This is a genomic window from Sphingomonas sp. (assembly GCF_040398505.1).
Classification (GTDB): Bacteria; Pseudomonadota; Alphaproteobacteria; order Sphingomonadales; family Sphingomonadaceae; genus Sphingomonas.
On the sequence record NZ_JBBATX010000005.1, the window covers coordinates 1 to 14,701 of the forward strand.

Consider the following 14,701-nt stretch of genomic DNA (forward strand, 5'->3'; position numbering starts at 1 on the left):
CCAAGAATGTTCGCCTGATTGAGTTGAACCTCAAGGCGTTTGGCTATGATCTCGCCCGTCGCATGACGGAGGCGCTGCCGGTTCGGACCGACACCGTCGCGCGGCATGTCGGGTTGCGGTCGAAGGCATCGACGCAGGAAGATATCGAGAGCGATTGGGTCGCGCATTGGTCGGCCCAACTCAAGACGGCGGTCATCTATCACCGGAAGCTGTGGGAATTCGGCTATGTCCTGCAAGTGCTCTACGAACGTGGACATCTCGTGCCCAACGTCCGTGGGCTGGGTTTTGGCTGCGGTGTCGAGCCGATCCCGAGCTACCTCGCGTCTTGCGGCGTTTTGACGACGGTTACCGATCTTCCGCGCGACGCAGCGCAAGCAAAGGGCTGGATCGACACGAATCAGCACGTCGCGGCGCTGGAAAGCGCGTTTCATCCGCATTTGGTCGACCGGGCTACGTTCGATACCCACGTCGACTTCCGCGAAGCCGACATGAACGCCATTCCCGCCAGCTTGCAGAACTACGATTTTTGCTGGTCCATTTGCGCGCTCGAACACCTTGGCAGCATTCAGCAGGGGCTCGATTTCGTGGAGAACGCGCTCTCGGTGCTACGCCCCGGTGGCACGGCGATTCACACGATGGAGCTGAACGTCGATGAAACGGGGCCAACGATCGATAATTGGATGACGGTGCTGTTCCAGCGCAAACATCTTGAGGCGCTCGCCGAACGATTGCGGTCGAAAGGTCACCACATAGCCGAACTAGATTTCAACATGGGTGACAAGCCGATGGACAAATTCATCGACTTGCCGCCGTGGAGTCATGATCTCCCTGCCGATGTGAACGCGCGGCTCGGCGATCCGCGTCATTTGAAGGTTGGGATCGACGGGTTCGTCGCAACCTGTTTTGGCACCATCGTGACCAAGGCTGGCTGAGCGGGCATAGGCGGTTTGCGCACCGCCCCTAGCGCCAAACCGGAGCGGCGGTTACATGGACCGCCACGACTCGCTCCCCAGCAGGACACGGCACCCATGGACATTCGCCTCGGCCTCACTTTCGACGATGTTCTGCTCGTACCCGCCGAGTCCGACATCGTGCCGAGCCAGACCAACACCGCGACGCGCGTGACGCGCGGGATTGCGCTCGATATTCCGGTGCTGTCCTCGGCGATGGACACGGTAACCGAGGCCGATATGGCGATCGTCATGGCGCAATTGGGCGGGATCGGTGTGCTGCATCGCAATCTCGAAATCGACGAACAGGTCGCCGCGGTGCGTGCGGTCAAGCGGTTCGAAAGCGGCATGGTCGTCAATCCGATCACGATCGCGCCCTCGGCCACGCTGGCCGACGCGCAGGGGCTGATGCTGCGTCACCGGATCAGCGGTATCCCGGTGGTCGAGGCCGATGGCAAGCTCGTCGGCATCCTCACCAATCGCGACGTTCGCTTCGCCGAAAACCCGCATCAGCCCGTGTCCGAGCTGATGACGCACGAAAATCTCGCGACCGTGTCGGCCGGGGTCGGCAAGGAAGAAGCGCGCCGCTTGCTGCATCAGCGCCGGATCGAAAAGCTGCTGGTGGTGGACGAACAGTATCGCTGCGTTGGCCTGATTACGGTGAAGGACATCGAAAAGGCCGTCACCTACCCCAATGCCACCAAGGACGAAGCGGGTCGCTTGCGCGTGGCGGCGGCCACCACGGTCGGCGACAAGGGCTTTGCGCGGACCGAGGCTTTGGTCGATGCCGAGCTCGATCTCGTCGTGATCGACACTGCGCATGGCCATAACAAGGACGTCGCGCGCGCGGTCGAACGCGTGAAGAAGCTGAGCAATTCGGTGCAGGTCATCGCCGGCAACGTCGCCACCGCCGAGGCGACGCGCGCGCTGATCGATGCGGGCGCGGACGGGATCAAGGTCGGGATCGGCCCGGGCTCGATCTGCACCACGCGCGTCGTCGCGGGGGTCGGCGTGCCGCAATTGACCGCGGTGATGGATTGCGCCGAGGTTGGCTTGAAGGCGGGCGTGCCGGTGATCGCCGATGGCGGCTTACGCACCTCGGGCGATCTCGCCAAGGCGCTCGCGGCGGGGGCTTCGGCGTGCATGATCGGCTCGCTGCTTGCCGGGACCGAGGAAGCGCCGGGCGAAACCTTCCTGTTTCAGGGCCGCGCCTACAAATCCTATCGCGGCATGGGTTCGGTCGGCGCGATGGGCCGCGGTTCGGCCGACCGCTATTTCCAGGGCGACATCAAGGATCAGTTAAAGCTGGTGCCTGAGGGGATTGAGGGTCAGGTCGCCTTCAAGGGTCCGGCGCGCGATGTGATCCATCAACTCGTCGGCGGCATCCGTGCGGCGATGGGCTATACCGGCTCGGCGACGATCGAGGAGCTGCAAGCGCGCGCGCGCTTTGTGCAGATCACCGGCGCGGGGCTCAAGGAAAGCCACGTCCACGATGTCGACATCACGCGCGAGGCGCCGAACTATCCGACAAGATAATTCCCCTCCCGCTTGCGGGAGGGGCTAGGGGAGGGCGCTATGACCCCATCCGCCAGAACCCAAGCCGCAATCGAACTCCTCGATCAGATCATCGCCGCCGCGCGTGATTCGGGGGGCGCCGCCGATACGCTGATCGCGCGCTATTTCGCTACCCGCCGCTATGCCGGGTCGAAAGACCGGCGCGCGGTGCGCGACCTCGTATACGCTGCGATCCGCGCCGTCGGCGAGCGCCCGCCTTCGGGCCGTAGCGCGATGCTCGCGCTGGCGGCGAGCGATGGCGAGGTCGCCGCAACCTTTGACGGCGTCGGCCACGGCCCCGCCCCGATCGGGAAGAAAGAAGTCACGGCCGCCAACGGCATTGCGCCGCGCTGGATTATCGATCGGCTGTACGGCTCTGACCTGGACGACGCCGAATGCGCGGCTCTGATCGACCGCGCACCGCTCGACGTGCGGATCAACCGCGCGATCGACGAAGTGATCGAAATCGAAGGCGCGGAGCCCATCCCCGGGCTGGCGGACGGGCTCCGCCTCCCGACCGGCACCAACGTCGAAAACCTCCCCGCCTTCAACCACGGCGCGATCGAAGTGCAGGATGCCGGCAGCCAGATCGTCACGCTCGCCGCGCGCGCGCAGCCCGGGCAGCGGATCGTCGATCTGTGCGCGGGTGCCGGCGGCAAGACGCTGGCGCTGGCGGCGGTGATGCGCGGGGAGGGCGTCGTGCTGGCGACCGATACCGATCGCAATCGCCTGTCGCGGCTTGCCCCGCGTGCCGAACGCGCGCGCGCCGGGATCATCGAGAGCCGCCTGATCAACCCGGGGCGCGAGCTCGAAATGCTCGACGATTGGATCGGCAGCGCCGATTGCGTGCTGATCGACGCGCCATGCTCCGGGACCGGCACATGGCGGCGCAACCCCGAGGCGCGCTGGCGGCTCACCCCCGACCGGATCGAACGGCTGGTCGAAACGCAGCGCAAGGTGCTCGAGGTTGGCGCCGCGCTAGTCAAGCCGGGCGGGGCCTTGGTCTACATCGTCTGCTCGCTGCTCGACGAGGAGGGCGCGGGGCAGGTCGCCACGCTCCTTGCCGCCAATCCCGGCTGGCGCGCGCAAGCGCTCGATTTGCCCGCCGGACGCAGGCACGGCCCCGGCACACGCCTGACTCCGGCGCATGACGCGACCGACGGCTTTTTTGTCGCGCGCTTGCACCACGCGTGATAGCCTGACCACCGTGTCGAAACTGGAGTATCTCATGCGTTACACGTCCGTCGCCGTTGCTGCTGCGTTGACGCTGCTGACCATTGGCACCGCGGTGCAGGGCCAGCGTGGCGATCCGGCGGTCGATGCGCGCTCGCTCGCGCTGCTCGCCAAGGGTCGCGCGCTACAGGTGGCGGGCAATCTCGATGCGGCCACCGATACGCTCGAAACCGCAGTGACGGTCGATCCGCGCAACCGCGAGGCTTTTGTCGTGCTCGCCCAGGTCGCGCAAAGTCGCGGCCTGCCGGGCAAGGCGATCCGGCTCTATCGCGAGGCGCTGTCGCTCGATCCCAATGATCTCGTGGCGCTGCGCGGTCAGGGCGAGGCGTTGGTCGCCAAGGGTGCCGTGCTGCGCGCCAAGGACAATCTCGCGCGGATCAGGACCGTGTGCGGCAAACGCGCCTGTCCCGAGGTTGCCGCTTTGTCGGCATCGATCGCCAAGGGGCCGCCGGTCGTAACCGCATCGGCGGCGATTCCGGCAACCGCGCCGAAGAAAGACTAACCGAGCGCGCGGGCGAGCGCGACGAACTCGGCGACGCTGACCGTCTCGGCACGCCGGGTCGGGTCGATCCCGACTTGCTCCAGCGCCGCCAACGCGCCGTTCACGCTTTTCAGGCTTTGCCGCAACATCTTGCGCCGCTGTCCAAAGGCGGCGGCGGTCAGCCGTTCGAGCGTCGCGAAGCGCACGCCGTCGGGCGCATCGCTCGGGCTGATATGGACGACTGCTGACATCACCTTTGGCGGGGGGGTGAAGGCGGAGCGATGCACCGGCATCGCGAGCACCGCGCGTGAGCGCCACTGCGCGAGCACCGCGAGCCGGCCGTACGCCTCGCCATCGGTCGGCGCGACGATCCGGTCAGCCACTTCGCGCTGGAACATCAGCGTCAGGCTTTGCCACCACGGGGCCCACTCCGCCGACAGCCAGCGTACCAGCAAGGCAGTCCCGATATTGTACGGTAGATTGGCGGCAATATGCGGCTTGGCGTCAAACAGCGGCGCAGCATCGATCTCCAGCGCGTCGCCCTCGATCACGCGCAGCTTGCCCGGATACGCCTCGCCCAGTTCGGCCAGCGCCGGAATGCAGCGCCGGTCGCGCTCGATCGCCGTGACACGCGCACCAGCGGCGAGTAGCGCGCGCGTGAGGCCACCCGGGCCCGGCCCGATCTCGAGCACCTCGGCATCGGCCAGGTCACCGGGGATCCGCGCAATCCGCGCCAGCAATTGCGCATCGAGCAGGAAATTCTGCCCCAACGCCTTGCTTGCATTCAACCCGTAGCGCGCGATCACGTCGCGCAAGGGGGGAAGATCGGGCGGTGTCGCCGTCGCGGATACGCTCACGCGTCGTCAGCAGCGGCGCGGCGCTGGGTCGCTTCGCCCGCCATGCGGATCGCCGCAATCATCGCGCCGGGTTCGGCCACGTTCTTGCCCGCAATATTGAACGCGGTGCCATGGTCGGGCGAAGTCCGGACGATCGGCAGGCCGAGCGTGATATTGACGCCGTCGTCGAAATACAGCGTCTTCAGCGGCACCAGCGCCTGGTCGTGGTAACAGCACATCGCGGCGTCATAGGTAGCGCGCGCGCGGGGATGGAACATCGTGTCGGCGGCAAACGGCCCGGTCGCGTCGATCCCCTCGGCGCGAAGCTGCACAATCGCGGGCGCGATGATGTCGATCTCTTCGCGCCCGATCGCGCCGCTTTCGCCCGCATGGGGATTGAACCCGGCAAAAGCGATTCGCGGCGCGAGGATCCCAAAATTGCGCATCAGCCCGCGGGCGGTGGCGCGGCCCTTGGCGACGAGCAAGTCGATCGACAACAAGCCGCTGACCGCGGAAAGCGGCACGTGGGTCGTCATTGGCACCACGCGCAGGTCCGGCCCGGCAAGCATCATCACCGCATTTTCTCCGGCAATACCGCAGCGTTCGGCGACGAATTCGGTCTGTCCGGGATAGGTGAAACCGATCTGGTAGAGCTGCGCCTTGGAAACGGGGCCCGTCACCAATGCTCGCGCCGCGCCCGACCGGGCCAATCCGGCTGCCAGCTCGAGCGCGCGGAGCGCACAGCGCGCGCCCTCGACGTCGGGCATACCGGCCACGATCTCGCCGCCATCCTCAACCGTCAGGATCGGCAGCGCCTTCTCGAACACGCCATTGGCGGCATCGGGGTGAGTGATCGCGCAGACCGGCCCATCCCACACCGCCGCAATCGCGCGTGCGTCCCCGGTGGCGAAGAACGGCGGCAAGCCCGCCTCGATCCGCCGCGCCCACGCCTTGGCGATGATCTCCGGGCCGATCCCGGCCGGATCCCCCATCGATATGGCGAGCGGGGCGAGCATCCGGGGATCAGCGATATTCGACGATCGCGTCGCGCCGCAAATCGCGCAGCAGCTGATTCGCGCGCAAATTGGTGCGCTGATTCTCCATTTTGCCGCGCATTTCATCGACCCCGGGAACATTTCCGGCGCGCGCTTCGTCGCGACCGCACAAAACCAGCGTGCGAATCCCGTCCTTGACCGATCCGAACGGCGGGCTGGCCTCGCCAACCTGCAGTTTCAGCATGATGTCGCGCAAGGCGCCGGGGAGCGCCTTAACTTGCACCGAGGCGTTGTCGACGACTTCCGCGCCAAGCGTCGCAGCGACCTTCGCCACTTCGCCACAGCCGCGTATCGCCTGCGTCGCCTTGGCGAATTCGGTGACGCGAACATCGGCCTGCGCTTGCGAGATGCCCTCGGGGAAACGCACGCTGACTTGCTTCAGCGTCAAATTCGCATCGAGCGGATCGGCCACGCCGATCTTGCGGGTTTCAACCAGATAGATGATCGAAAACCCGCCCGGCACCTCGATCGGCCCGGCGAGATGCTCGGGCGTCATCGATTTGATCGCTTCCACCAGCGACGGTGGCAATTGCGCCAATTGCGTCTCGCTCAACCAGTCGAGATCGCCTTCGGTGGCGGCGGTCGTCGCATTGGAGAAGCCGCGCGCATAATAGCCGAACGAGTCGTCGCCTTTCTCGCGCTTTTGGATCGACGCCATCATTTGCTTGGCTTGATTGAAAACTTCCTGCGCGCGGTCAGCATCGGCCTTCAAATAGATTTCGCGGACGTGATATTCGGTGGTGCCCTGCGCGTCGGTCAGCTTCTTGATGATCGCTTTCACTTCTTCGTCGCCGACATTCACATCGACCTTGCGGCGCAGATATTTGTTCCACGAAAGCTCGGCCTCGATCTGCCGCTTGAGCGAACGCTCCGACGAGCCAATCGAGCGCAGATAGACGCGCATATCGGCCGGAGTCTTGCCAAAGTTGCGCGCTACGATCGAATCATAGGTCTTGGTGATTTCGTCGGGCGCGATCTTGACCTCGGCGGTCTTGGCCTGTTGGATCTGCAGCGTTTCGTCGATCAGCTGCCGCGTGATGAGCAATTTGTATTGCGCCATTTCCGTCGGATTGAGCTTCAAGTCGCGTGCGGCGACCAGCAGCGCGACGCGCTGATCGACATCGGTGCCGGTGATCACCGCGCCATTGACCAGCGCGGTCGGCTTGCGGATATTGGGGTCAACCTTGCCGAACACCTGCAGGTTTTCCGGGATGTTGAGATTGTTCTTCGGCATCGCATCGTCTGGCACGGTCTGGGCGATCGACGCGCCGGTCAGCGAAACGAGCGCAGCCATTGCCACACTCAGCCCGATAGTGCGGCCGAAACGAGCCGTCTTTGCAAAGTCAGTCTTCACGTAGTTAAAATCCCATCCCGCGCGGCCATCACTGGACCGGCACCGGTCCAGTGCAACGCGCTGCCTGAACCAGTGCTTAGCGGCCAAGATTTTTGAATGCCAGTGTCAACAGGAAGCTGTTGCCGCTGCGTGCGTCGCCGGTGTCCTGATAATCGCGCTTCCACGTGAGGCCAAGGCGGAGGCAATCGTCCTCATATTGCACACCAAGCCGGTGGCGCACGGGATCGAAACCGTCGGCGAGCATCAGCGGGTCTTCGCGGCGGTCGGTCAGATCGATCACGGTTGACCCGAACAACGACCAGAATTTCGCGAATTGCACGCGTGCGCCGAGCCGGACCTCTTCGCGATCCTGCAAATCCTCCAGCGTCGGGTCGATCTTGCGGTTAAGCCGCAGATAACCGATCAGAACATAGCTGTTGCGCGATCCGATCGTCGCATCCAGTTCGTTACGGCGCAGCACCAGGGTGTCCTTGTCGAGCCGGTAGCGGTGCACCACCGACACGAAATCGTGATACCGCAATTCGGTGCGCCCAACGATGTCGGACATCCGGCGCGACAGGCCGGTTCCGTCCGGAAACAGCGTCGCGCGCGTGTTGAGGCGATAGCTCTGGCCAATATTGGTGGTGAAGGCGAACCCTGGCACATCGACCGACCAGTCGAGCCCATAGGTAAAGCGCGTCGAATCCTCGAATCGGTCATAGCCGGGGAAGCGGTTGAGCGAGAACAGGTTCGAATCCTCGAGATCGACGGCGCGCGCATCCTCGTTCGGGACAGCGAGGTTGGCCATCTGCGGTGCCGCGACAATCTGGAACCGCGGGGTCAGCCGCTGCGTGCCGCCCAGGAACGACCCGATCAACGGCCATTTCACATCGATCGCCACCGCGCCGATCGCGCGGGTACTGATCCCTTCATTGCCGCGATAGCTTGCCACCGTTGTCGCCAGCGTATCGTTGGTATTGTACACGTCGCCGCGCGCAAAGGCGGTGAAGGTCACTTCTTGCCCCCATGGCGTCAGCTTGCGCAAATCCCACTTCGCGCTGGCAAAAGCGCGCTGCGTATCCTGTCCCGCCGGACGGGTTATGGCGAGGCTGTTGGCTTGAAACTCGAACGTCCCGCCGAGCAAGCCCTCTTTGACGCGTTTGCGGAAATCGATTTCGGGCAGCGCGATCGGCTGCAAGCCCTGGCGGTCGCCGACCCGCAGCGTCTGCACATACCAGCCGGTGATCGCGAAATAGCTGTCGCGGTCGATCCGCTCGACGCTGGCGGTGGTGCGCAAGCGGTCATCGGTCGAAATGTCGTAGCGCCGCAGGAACGTGCGGTCGGTGACGAGCCGCACCGAAGCGGTGGCGCTCCAGTTCGGGCTCAGCTGGAAACGACCGACTCCATCGAGATAGCCGCGAAAGTAATTGGGCGTGCCCGGCGGCGTCGGCGTCAGCAAATCGACGCTGCGCGGGCTGGCGGTCGCATAGCCCGCGATCTTGTAAGAGCCGAGCGTGTTGAGCGCGCTATATTCCGCCTGCAACATCGGCAGCACCGCGCTGTAAATACGCGGCGTAATCGTCAGCCCGCGATTGGGCGCGAGCGCAAAATGATAGGGCTGGGCAAATTCGAAGCCGTTGACGCGGCCGTATTTGAAATCCGGGCTGAGTAAGCCGTTATTATTTTCGCCGCCGATCGGGTTCGACAAAGCCGGTAACGGCAGCGTCGGCAGTCCGAACAGGTTGATCCGCGCACCCTTGTAATAGATTCGTCCGCGCTCGGGGCGGTAGAGCACGCGCACGGCGGTGATTTTCCATGACGGCTCCTTCGGGCATCCATCCGATCCGGTCACCGTGCACGGCGTATAGGCGGCGTCTTCCAGCACGACCGTCTCATCGAGCGAGCGCGTGCCTTTGCGCGCCGCAAGCCGCCCGCCGCGCTCAAGCACGAGCAACATATTGTCGACGACCCCATCCTTCAGCGCGTCGCTCAACTCGATCGAATCGCCATACGCCGTGTCGCCGCCGGGATTGACCACCGCGATGTTGCCGGTCGCGACGACCTTGCCGGTCTTGCGGTTCCACACGACCTTGTCCGCGCGCAGCCGATCCCCGCTGCGATACATGCGGACGTCACCCGTCGCGGTCACGACCTCGTCATTCTGGTCATATTGCAGCACGCCGGCAGTGAATTTCACCTGATCGTCGCCCGCACTCGGCGTTGCCGACGGGGGCGGAAGCGGCGTGGTGCGCGCCTGCAAATCCTGCGCCGATGCCTGAGTGGCGATCAGCACGAACGGCGATACGGCCATGGCAAGGAGGGAAGCACGCATCACGTCGGAACAATACCCTGGCGCAAAAAGGCCCGGAACTCTCGTCCGATGCCGCTGATCTGTCTCGCCCTATCGCATCGCTGCCCGGATGCTGCAATCGTGCTGCGCCAAAATGGGTGACGCGGTCCTTTGCACGCGCCGTCCTTTGCCAGCACGGCCTCGGCGTCCTACATACCCACGACTCATCCCTATTTTGTCGTAACCGAGGCTTCTCCATGCAGATCGATCTTTCCAGCGCCGTCCCCGCGCCGCGCGCCGCCATCGCCTTTCTCGTCGAAAAGGACGGCCTGGCGCGGCTTGCGAGCGGTTTGATCAACGCCGCCGCGCTCGATCTGGTGAAGGCGGCGGCACGCGCCAGCCGGTTCGAAGGCGAGACGGCGGCCGTGGTCGAGACGTTCGTTGCCGAGCCGGCAGGCGTCCGTCGGGTCCTGTTGCTCGGCACCGGGGCCGGCGGTGAAGGCGATTTCGAGCGCGCCGGCGGGGCGCTGACCGCGCGGCTGCTGACCTCGGGGGTCGAAAGCGCCAGCGTCGATTTCGCCAACGCCGGCGCGACGCCCAAGGCCGCCGCGCGGTTCGCCGCCGCGGCCGCACAGCGCGGCTGGCGGCATGACATTTATCGCACCAAATTGTCGGAAAAGGCCAAGCCGACGCTGACCTCGGTCGTGCTGCACGGCACCCCCGATGGCACCGCTGCGGCCTGGAGCACGCAGAAGGCGCTGACCGAGGGGCTGGAACTCACCCGCACGCTGGTGGCCGAACCGCCCAACGTCATCTACCCCGAAACCTTCGTCGCCAAGGTGCTGGCCGAAGTCGCGGGGCTCGGCCTCGAAGTCACCGTGCTCAATGAAGCCGAAATGCGCGAGCTCGGCATGGGCGCGTTGCTCGGCGTCTCGCAAGGTTCCGCCAAGGAAGCGCGCTTGCTCGCGCTGAAATGGAGCGGGGCAGGGGCCGGCGATCCCGATCTGGCGTTGGTCGGTAAAGGCGTCACGTTCGATACTGGCGGCATTTCGCTGAAGCCCGGGCCCGGCATGGAAGACATGAAGTGGGACATGGGCGGCGCGGGTGCCGTGGTCGGCGCGATGAAGGCGCTGGCGACGCGCAAGGCCAAGGCCAACGTCATCGGCGTGTGCGGCCTGGTCGAGAACATGCCCGATGGCGACGCGATTCGCCCCGGCGACATTCTCACCTCCATGTCGGGCCAGACGATCGAAATCCTCAATACCGATGCCGAGGGACGTCTCGTGCTGTGCGACGCGATCACGTGGGTCCAGCGGACACACCGGCCCAAGACGATCATCGATCTCGCCACGCTGACCGGCGCGATCATCATCAGCCTTGGTAACGAGCATGCCGGCTGCTTTGCCAATGACGATACGCTCGCGGATCAACTGCTGGCGGCGGGCAAGGCATCGGGCGACCATTTGTGGCGCTTCCCGCTGAGCGATGCGTATAACAAACTGATCGACAGCCCGATCGCCGACATGAAGAACGTAGGCCCGCGCGGCGCCGGTTCGATCACCGCGGCGCAGTTCATCCAGCGCTTCGTCGATACCGGCGTGAAATGGGCGCATCTCGATATTGCCGGTATGGTCTGGGCCGATAAGCCTGGCGCGACCTTCGACAAAGGCGCGACCGGCTTCGGCGTGCGACTGCTCGACCGGTTTGTGGCGGATCATTTCGAGGGCTGATCGATATTCCCCTCCCGCTTGCGGGAGGGGTTAGGGGAGGGGATGTCCGAATGCAGAGTGTAGTCCGTTTCCACACTGCCCTCCCCCAACCCAGTTCGGGGTCGGATGTGCCCCCGGCGCATCCTCGACAGCGCGGGGCGCTGTCGACCCCGAACTCGCAGGCGGGAGGGGAGTAAAAAGCGTGCAAGTCGATTTCTACCACCTCACCCAGCAACCGCTCGACCGCGTCCTTCCCCGCATCGCCGAGCGCGTGGTGGAGAGCGGCGGTCGACTGCTCGTCATTGCCGATCGCGAAGAGCAACGCGTCGCGCTCGACCGCTTGCTCTGGACCTACACCCCCGAATCCTTCCTCCCCCACGCGATTGCGGACGGGGAAGCGGACGCCGCGCAACCGATCCTGATCGCCGCCCACCCGGCCCCCGCCAACGCCGCCCGCAACATCGCGCTGGCCGACGGAATCTGGCGCGACGAAGCGCTGACCTTCGACCGCGCCTTCCATTTCTTCGATGCCGAGCGCATCGCCGAGGCGCGTATTGCGTGGAAAGCGCTGGCCGACCGGGACGGAATCGAACGCCGCTATTGGAAGCAGAACGAGGCCGGCCGCTGGGAGCAAGCCGCCTGAGGCTTGCATCGGCGCGGCGCGCCGACTAGGGAGCCGCGACTTCCGACATCCGTTTCACATTACAGGAGCTTCACGGTCATGGCCGCGAACCGTACGTTTTCGATCATCAAGCCCGACGCCACGCGTCGCAACCTGACGGGCGCCGTCACCAAGATGCTCGAGGAAGCCGGCCTGCGCGTCGTCGCCTCGAAGCGCATCCAGATGACGCGCGATCAGGCCGAGGGCTTCTACGCCGTCCACCGCGAGCGCCCGTTCTTCGGCGAACTGGTCGCGTTCATGATCTCCGGCCCCGTCATCGTGCAGGTGCTCGAAGGCGAGAATGCGATGCAGCGCAACCGCGACATCATGGGCGCGACCAACCCGGCCAATGCCGAGCCCGGCACGATCCGCAAGGAACTCGCCGAGTCGATCGAAGCCAACACCGTCCACGGTTCGGACAGCGACGAGAATGCCGCGATCGAAATCGCCTATTTCTTCGCACCGCACGAAATCGTTGGCTGATCCGGTCTGGCGGCTGCGCAGCGCGGGGGCGGCAGATGCCGATGCCCTCGCGCTCGTCGCGTCCGCCACTTTTCTGGAAACCTATGCCGGGTCGCTCGACGGCGCGGACATGGTCGCGCATTGCCTCGCCAACAACACGCGCGAGAAATTCGCAGCGTGGGCGAGCGATCCGCACAGCGCCGTCACGCTGGCCGAGGCACTGCCCGGCCATGCGCCACTTGGCTACACCGTCCTGACGTCGGTCGATCTCCCGATCGCGCCGCGCGAGGGCGACATCGAGCTTCGCCGGATCTATGCGATGGGGCGGTTGCATGGCACCGGCGCAGGCCCGGCGCTGATGACGCAGGCGCTGTCCGATGCCGCGCGGCTGGGCAAAGATCGCGTCGTGCTGGGCGTGTGGGGTGAAAACCACCGCGCGCACCGCTTCTACGAACGCCAGGGCTTCAGCGTGATCGGCACGCGGCAATTCACGGTCGGCAGCGTGGTGCACGACGATCTGGTCTACGCGCGCGGCGTTTAACCTTTCGGCCGCTGCGCCGCCCACACCGCATCGAGCCGCTTCTGATCACCGCCCAGTTCATGCAACCGCAAGCTCTCAAGCTTCAGCGTCCGCCCGAACAGCGGCACGCCCTTTTCAGTCTTCCACCCGATGTCGTAAATCCCGCGCGTGGTGCGCGGCGTGTCGCCGTCCCAATAGGTCAGCACGATCAGCACCGGCAGACGCCCGCTGCGCGCATCCGGCCCGCCATCGGTCGCCTTGAGCAAGGCGTGCTCGAACCAGCCGCGCTCGATACTGTCGGCAACGGTATCCCGGCTGCCGATGCCGAGATCGGTCGGGAAGGTCACGATCGCATCGCGGATCGCGTGACGCTCGTCATGTTGGAGCAGCAATGCGGCACCGTTTGGAGCCGCCACCGCGCGCACATCGAAGCGCGCGCTTTCGCGCTCGGCCTTGGCCGAAGCGACTTGCTTCTCGGTCGTTTCCTCGCGGCGGTCCGCCCAATTGAGATACAGGCCGAGCAGCGCAATGATCAGCCCTGCGACGGCGATGAATTCGCCTAGATTGATCCAGCGGCGGCGCGTCGCGGCGGCCTCGGCCTTGGCGACGGCCTCGGTCGCGGCGACTTGCAGCGCCGGGTCGGGCGCGGGTGCCGGTTCTGCTGCAGGTTCGATCGGTAGGACTGGTTCGTCGCTCATCGGCCGCCAGCCTCCAGCAAGCGCCGCGGCGCGACCAATTCCCAGCTAATCGCGATCCGGTCGCCGACGCGGTCCCAATCGACATCGTCGCGGTCGAGCCGCATCGCGACCCAGCCCGACGGCCCCATGTACGGCGGGCTGTAGTAACAGTCCGGGTCCAGTTCGATCAGCATCGCTTGCTCGTCGCGGCCCGTCGTCTTGACGATCACGATCGTCTCACCGTCGCCGTGATGATTGTGCCAGAAATAGGCAAAGAACTTGCCTTTCGTGATGAAGAACCCCGGCGCGCCGTGCGACAGCCGCTCGTCAGCCTCGGGCAGCGCCAAGGCTAGCGCGCGGATTCGTGCCAGCGGGATTTCCGGATCGGGACTCATCGTGCGACAAACTCTGCCAGAACCCGCGGGTAAAGGCGATGCTCCGCTTCGAGCACGCGCGCCGCAAGCAGGTCGGGCGTATCGCCGGGCAGGATCGGCACCTCGGCTTGCCCCAGCACTTCGCCGCCATCCAATTCCTCGGTCACGACATGGACCGAGCAGCCCGCGACCGCGTCACCGGCTTCGATCGCGCGGAGGTGCGTGTCGAGGCCCTTATATTTGGGCAGAAGCGACGGGTGAATGTTGATGATCCGCCCCCGCCAGCGCGCGACGAAATCGTCCGAGAGCAGCCGCATATAACCGGCGAGCGCGATGATCTCGACCTCGTTGGCGTGGAGTGCTGCGTCGATCGCCGCTTCATAGTCGGCCTTGGGAATGCCCTTGGGCGACTGAAAGAAGGTTGCGAGGCCGTGCTTGCACGCCCAGGCGATGCCGGCGGCATCGGGCTTGTCCGAGGCGACCAGGGCGATCTCGTAGCCGCTGGCTTGCTCGACCAGCGCCATCATGTTGGAACCACGCCCCGAAAGCAGGACGCCGACTCTTTT

At 65.2% G+C, this 14,701-nt stretch carries 15 protein-coding genes; 8 read left to right on the plus strand and 7 right to left on the minus strand.

All coding sequences use genetic code 11. From position 1 onward, the window contains the following. The 4 genes from ABWP09_RS01355 to ABWP09_RS01370 form a co-directional block, all read left to right on the plus strand. Window positions 1-932: methyltransferase domain-containing protein (locus ABWP09_RS01355; RefSeq protein WP_353203374.1), on the plus strand; the 932-nt coding region annotated here is incomplete at its 5' end. Between the two features lie 96 nt (window positions 933-1,028). Continuing rightward, window positions 1,029-2,486 carry an IMP dehydrogenase gene (gene guaB, locus ABWP09_RS01360; RefSeq protein WP_353203375.1) on the plus strand — a complete coding sequence of 486 codons (1,458 nt, stop codon included), beginning with the start codon at window positions 1,029-1,031 and terminating at the stop codon, window positions 2,484-2,486. A gap of 39 nt (window positions 2,487-2,525) precedes the next feature. After that, complete coding sequence (locus ABWP09_RS01365) at window positions 2,526-3,698, plus strand: RsmB/NOP family class I SAM-dependent RNA methyltransferase (RefSeq protein WP_353203376.1); 1,173 nt, start codon at window positions 2,526-2,528, stop codon at window positions 3,696-3,698. A gap of 34 nt (window positions 3,699-3,732) precedes the next feature. Next, window positions 3,733-4,239, plus strand: a complete 507-nt coding sequence (locus ABWP09_RS01370) for a tetratricopeptide repeat protein (protein ID WP_353203377.1) — start codon at window positions 3,733-3,735, stop codon at window positions 4,237-4,239. Here ABWP09_RS01370 and rsmA read toward each other — a convergent pair. The 4 genes from rsmA to ABWP09_RS01390 all read right to left on the minus strand — a co-directional run bounded on the left by rsmA (window position 4,236) and on the right by ABWP09_RS01390 (window position 9,774). Beyond that, entirely contained in the window at window positions 4,236-5,033 is a 798-nt protein-coding gene (gene rsmA, locus ABWP09_RS01375) for a 16S rRNA (adenine(1518)-N(6)/adenine(1519)-N(6))-dimethyltransferase RsmA (protein ID WP_353203378.1), read from the minus strand. The two genes, ABWP09_RS01370 and rsmA, sit on opposite strands and share 4 nt — an antisense overlap. A gap of 38 nt (window positions 5,034-5,071) precedes the next feature. Continuing rightward, the gene (gene pdxA, locus ABWP09_RS01380; RefSeq protein WP_353203379.1) at window positions 5,072-6,070 is read right to left on the minus strand and encodes a 4-hydroxythreonine-4-phosphate dehydrogenase PdxA; all 999 of its coding nucleotides are present in this window, start codon (window positions 6,068-6,070) and stop codon (window positions 5,072-5,074) included. A 7-nt stretch (window positions 6,071-6,077) separates the two neighbouring features. Then, window positions 6,078-7,403 carry a peptidylprolyl isomerase gene (locus ABWP09_RS01385; RefSeq protein WP_353203417.1) on the minus strand — a complete coding sequence of 442 codons (1,326 nt, stop codon included), beginning with the start codon at window positions 7,401-7,403 and terminating at the stop codon, window positions 6,078-6,080. Between the two features lie 136 nt (window positions 7,404-7,539). Beyond that, complete coding sequence (locus ABWP09_RS01390; RefSeq protein ID WP_502959740.1) at window positions 7,540-9,774, minus strand: LPS-assembly protein LptD; 2,235 nt, start codon at window positions 9,772-9,774, stop codon at window positions 7,540-7,542. 215 nt (window positions 9,775-9,989) lie between these two features. On the opposite strand from ABWP09_RS01390, the gene ABWP09_RS01395 reads away from it, so the two are divergent. From ABWP09_RS01395 to ABWP09_RS01410, 4 genes are all read left to right on the plus strand, one after another. Further along, window positions 9,990-11,462, plus strand: a complete 1,473-nt coding sequence (locus ABWP09_RS01395) for a leucyl aminopeptidase (RefSeq protein ID WP_353203381.1) — start codon at window positions 9,990-9,992, stop codon at window positions 11,460-11,462. Between the two features lie 181 nt (window positions 11,463-11,643). Beyond that, window positions 11,644-12,084, plus strand: coding sequence for a DNA polymerase III subunit chi (locus ABWP09_RS01400; protein WP_353203382.1), 441 nt, complete (start codon window positions 11,644-11,646; stop codon window positions 12,082-12,084). 78 nt (window positions 12,085-12,162) lie between these two features. Beyond that, a complete protein-coding gene (gene ndk, locus ABWP09_RS01405; RefSeq protein ID WP_353203383.1) occupies window positions 12,163-12,585 on the plus strand; it encodes a nucleoside-diphosphate kinase in 423 nt (140 codons plus the stop codon). Further along, window positions 12,578-13,105 carry a GNAT family N-acetyltransferase gene (locus tag ABWP09_RS01410; protein WP_353203384.1) on the plus strand — a complete coding sequence of 176 codons (528 nt, stop codon included), beginning with the start codon at window positions 12,578-12,580 and terminating at the stop codon, window positions 13,103-13,105. Before ndk ends, ABWP09_RS01410 begins: the two co-directional genes overlap by 8 nt. On the opposite strand, the gene ABWP09_RS01415 is transcribed toward ABWP09_RS01410, so the two are convergent. The 3 genes from ABWP09_RS01415 to purN all read right to left on the minus strand — a co-directional run. Beyond that, window positions 13,102-13,782: a phage holin family protein gene (locus ABWP09_RS01415; RefSeq protein WP_353203385.1), complete on the minus strand. Its 681-nt coding sequence runs from the start codon at window positions 13,780-13,782 to the stop codon at window positions 13,102-13,104. The genes ABWP09_RS01410 and ABWP09_RS01415 overlap by 4 nt on opposite strands. Continuing rightward, window positions 13,779-14,156 carry an MmcQ/YjbR family DNA-binding protein gene (locus tag ABWP09_RS01420; protein ID WP_353203386.1) on the minus strand — a complete coding sequence of 126 codons (378 nt, stop codon included), beginning with the start codon at window positions 14,154-14,156 and terminating at the stop codon, window positions 13,779-13,781. The genes ABWP09_RS01415 and ABWP09_RS01420 overlap by 4 nt, the downstream gene beginning before the upstream one ends. Beyond that, window positions 14,153-14,701 (minus strand): phosphoribosylglycinamide formyltransferase (purN, locus tag ABWP09_RS01425; RefSeq protein WP_353203387.1); only part of this gene is annotated, 549 nt, incomplete at its 5' end. The genes purN and ABWP09_RS01420, both read right to left, overlap by 4 nt.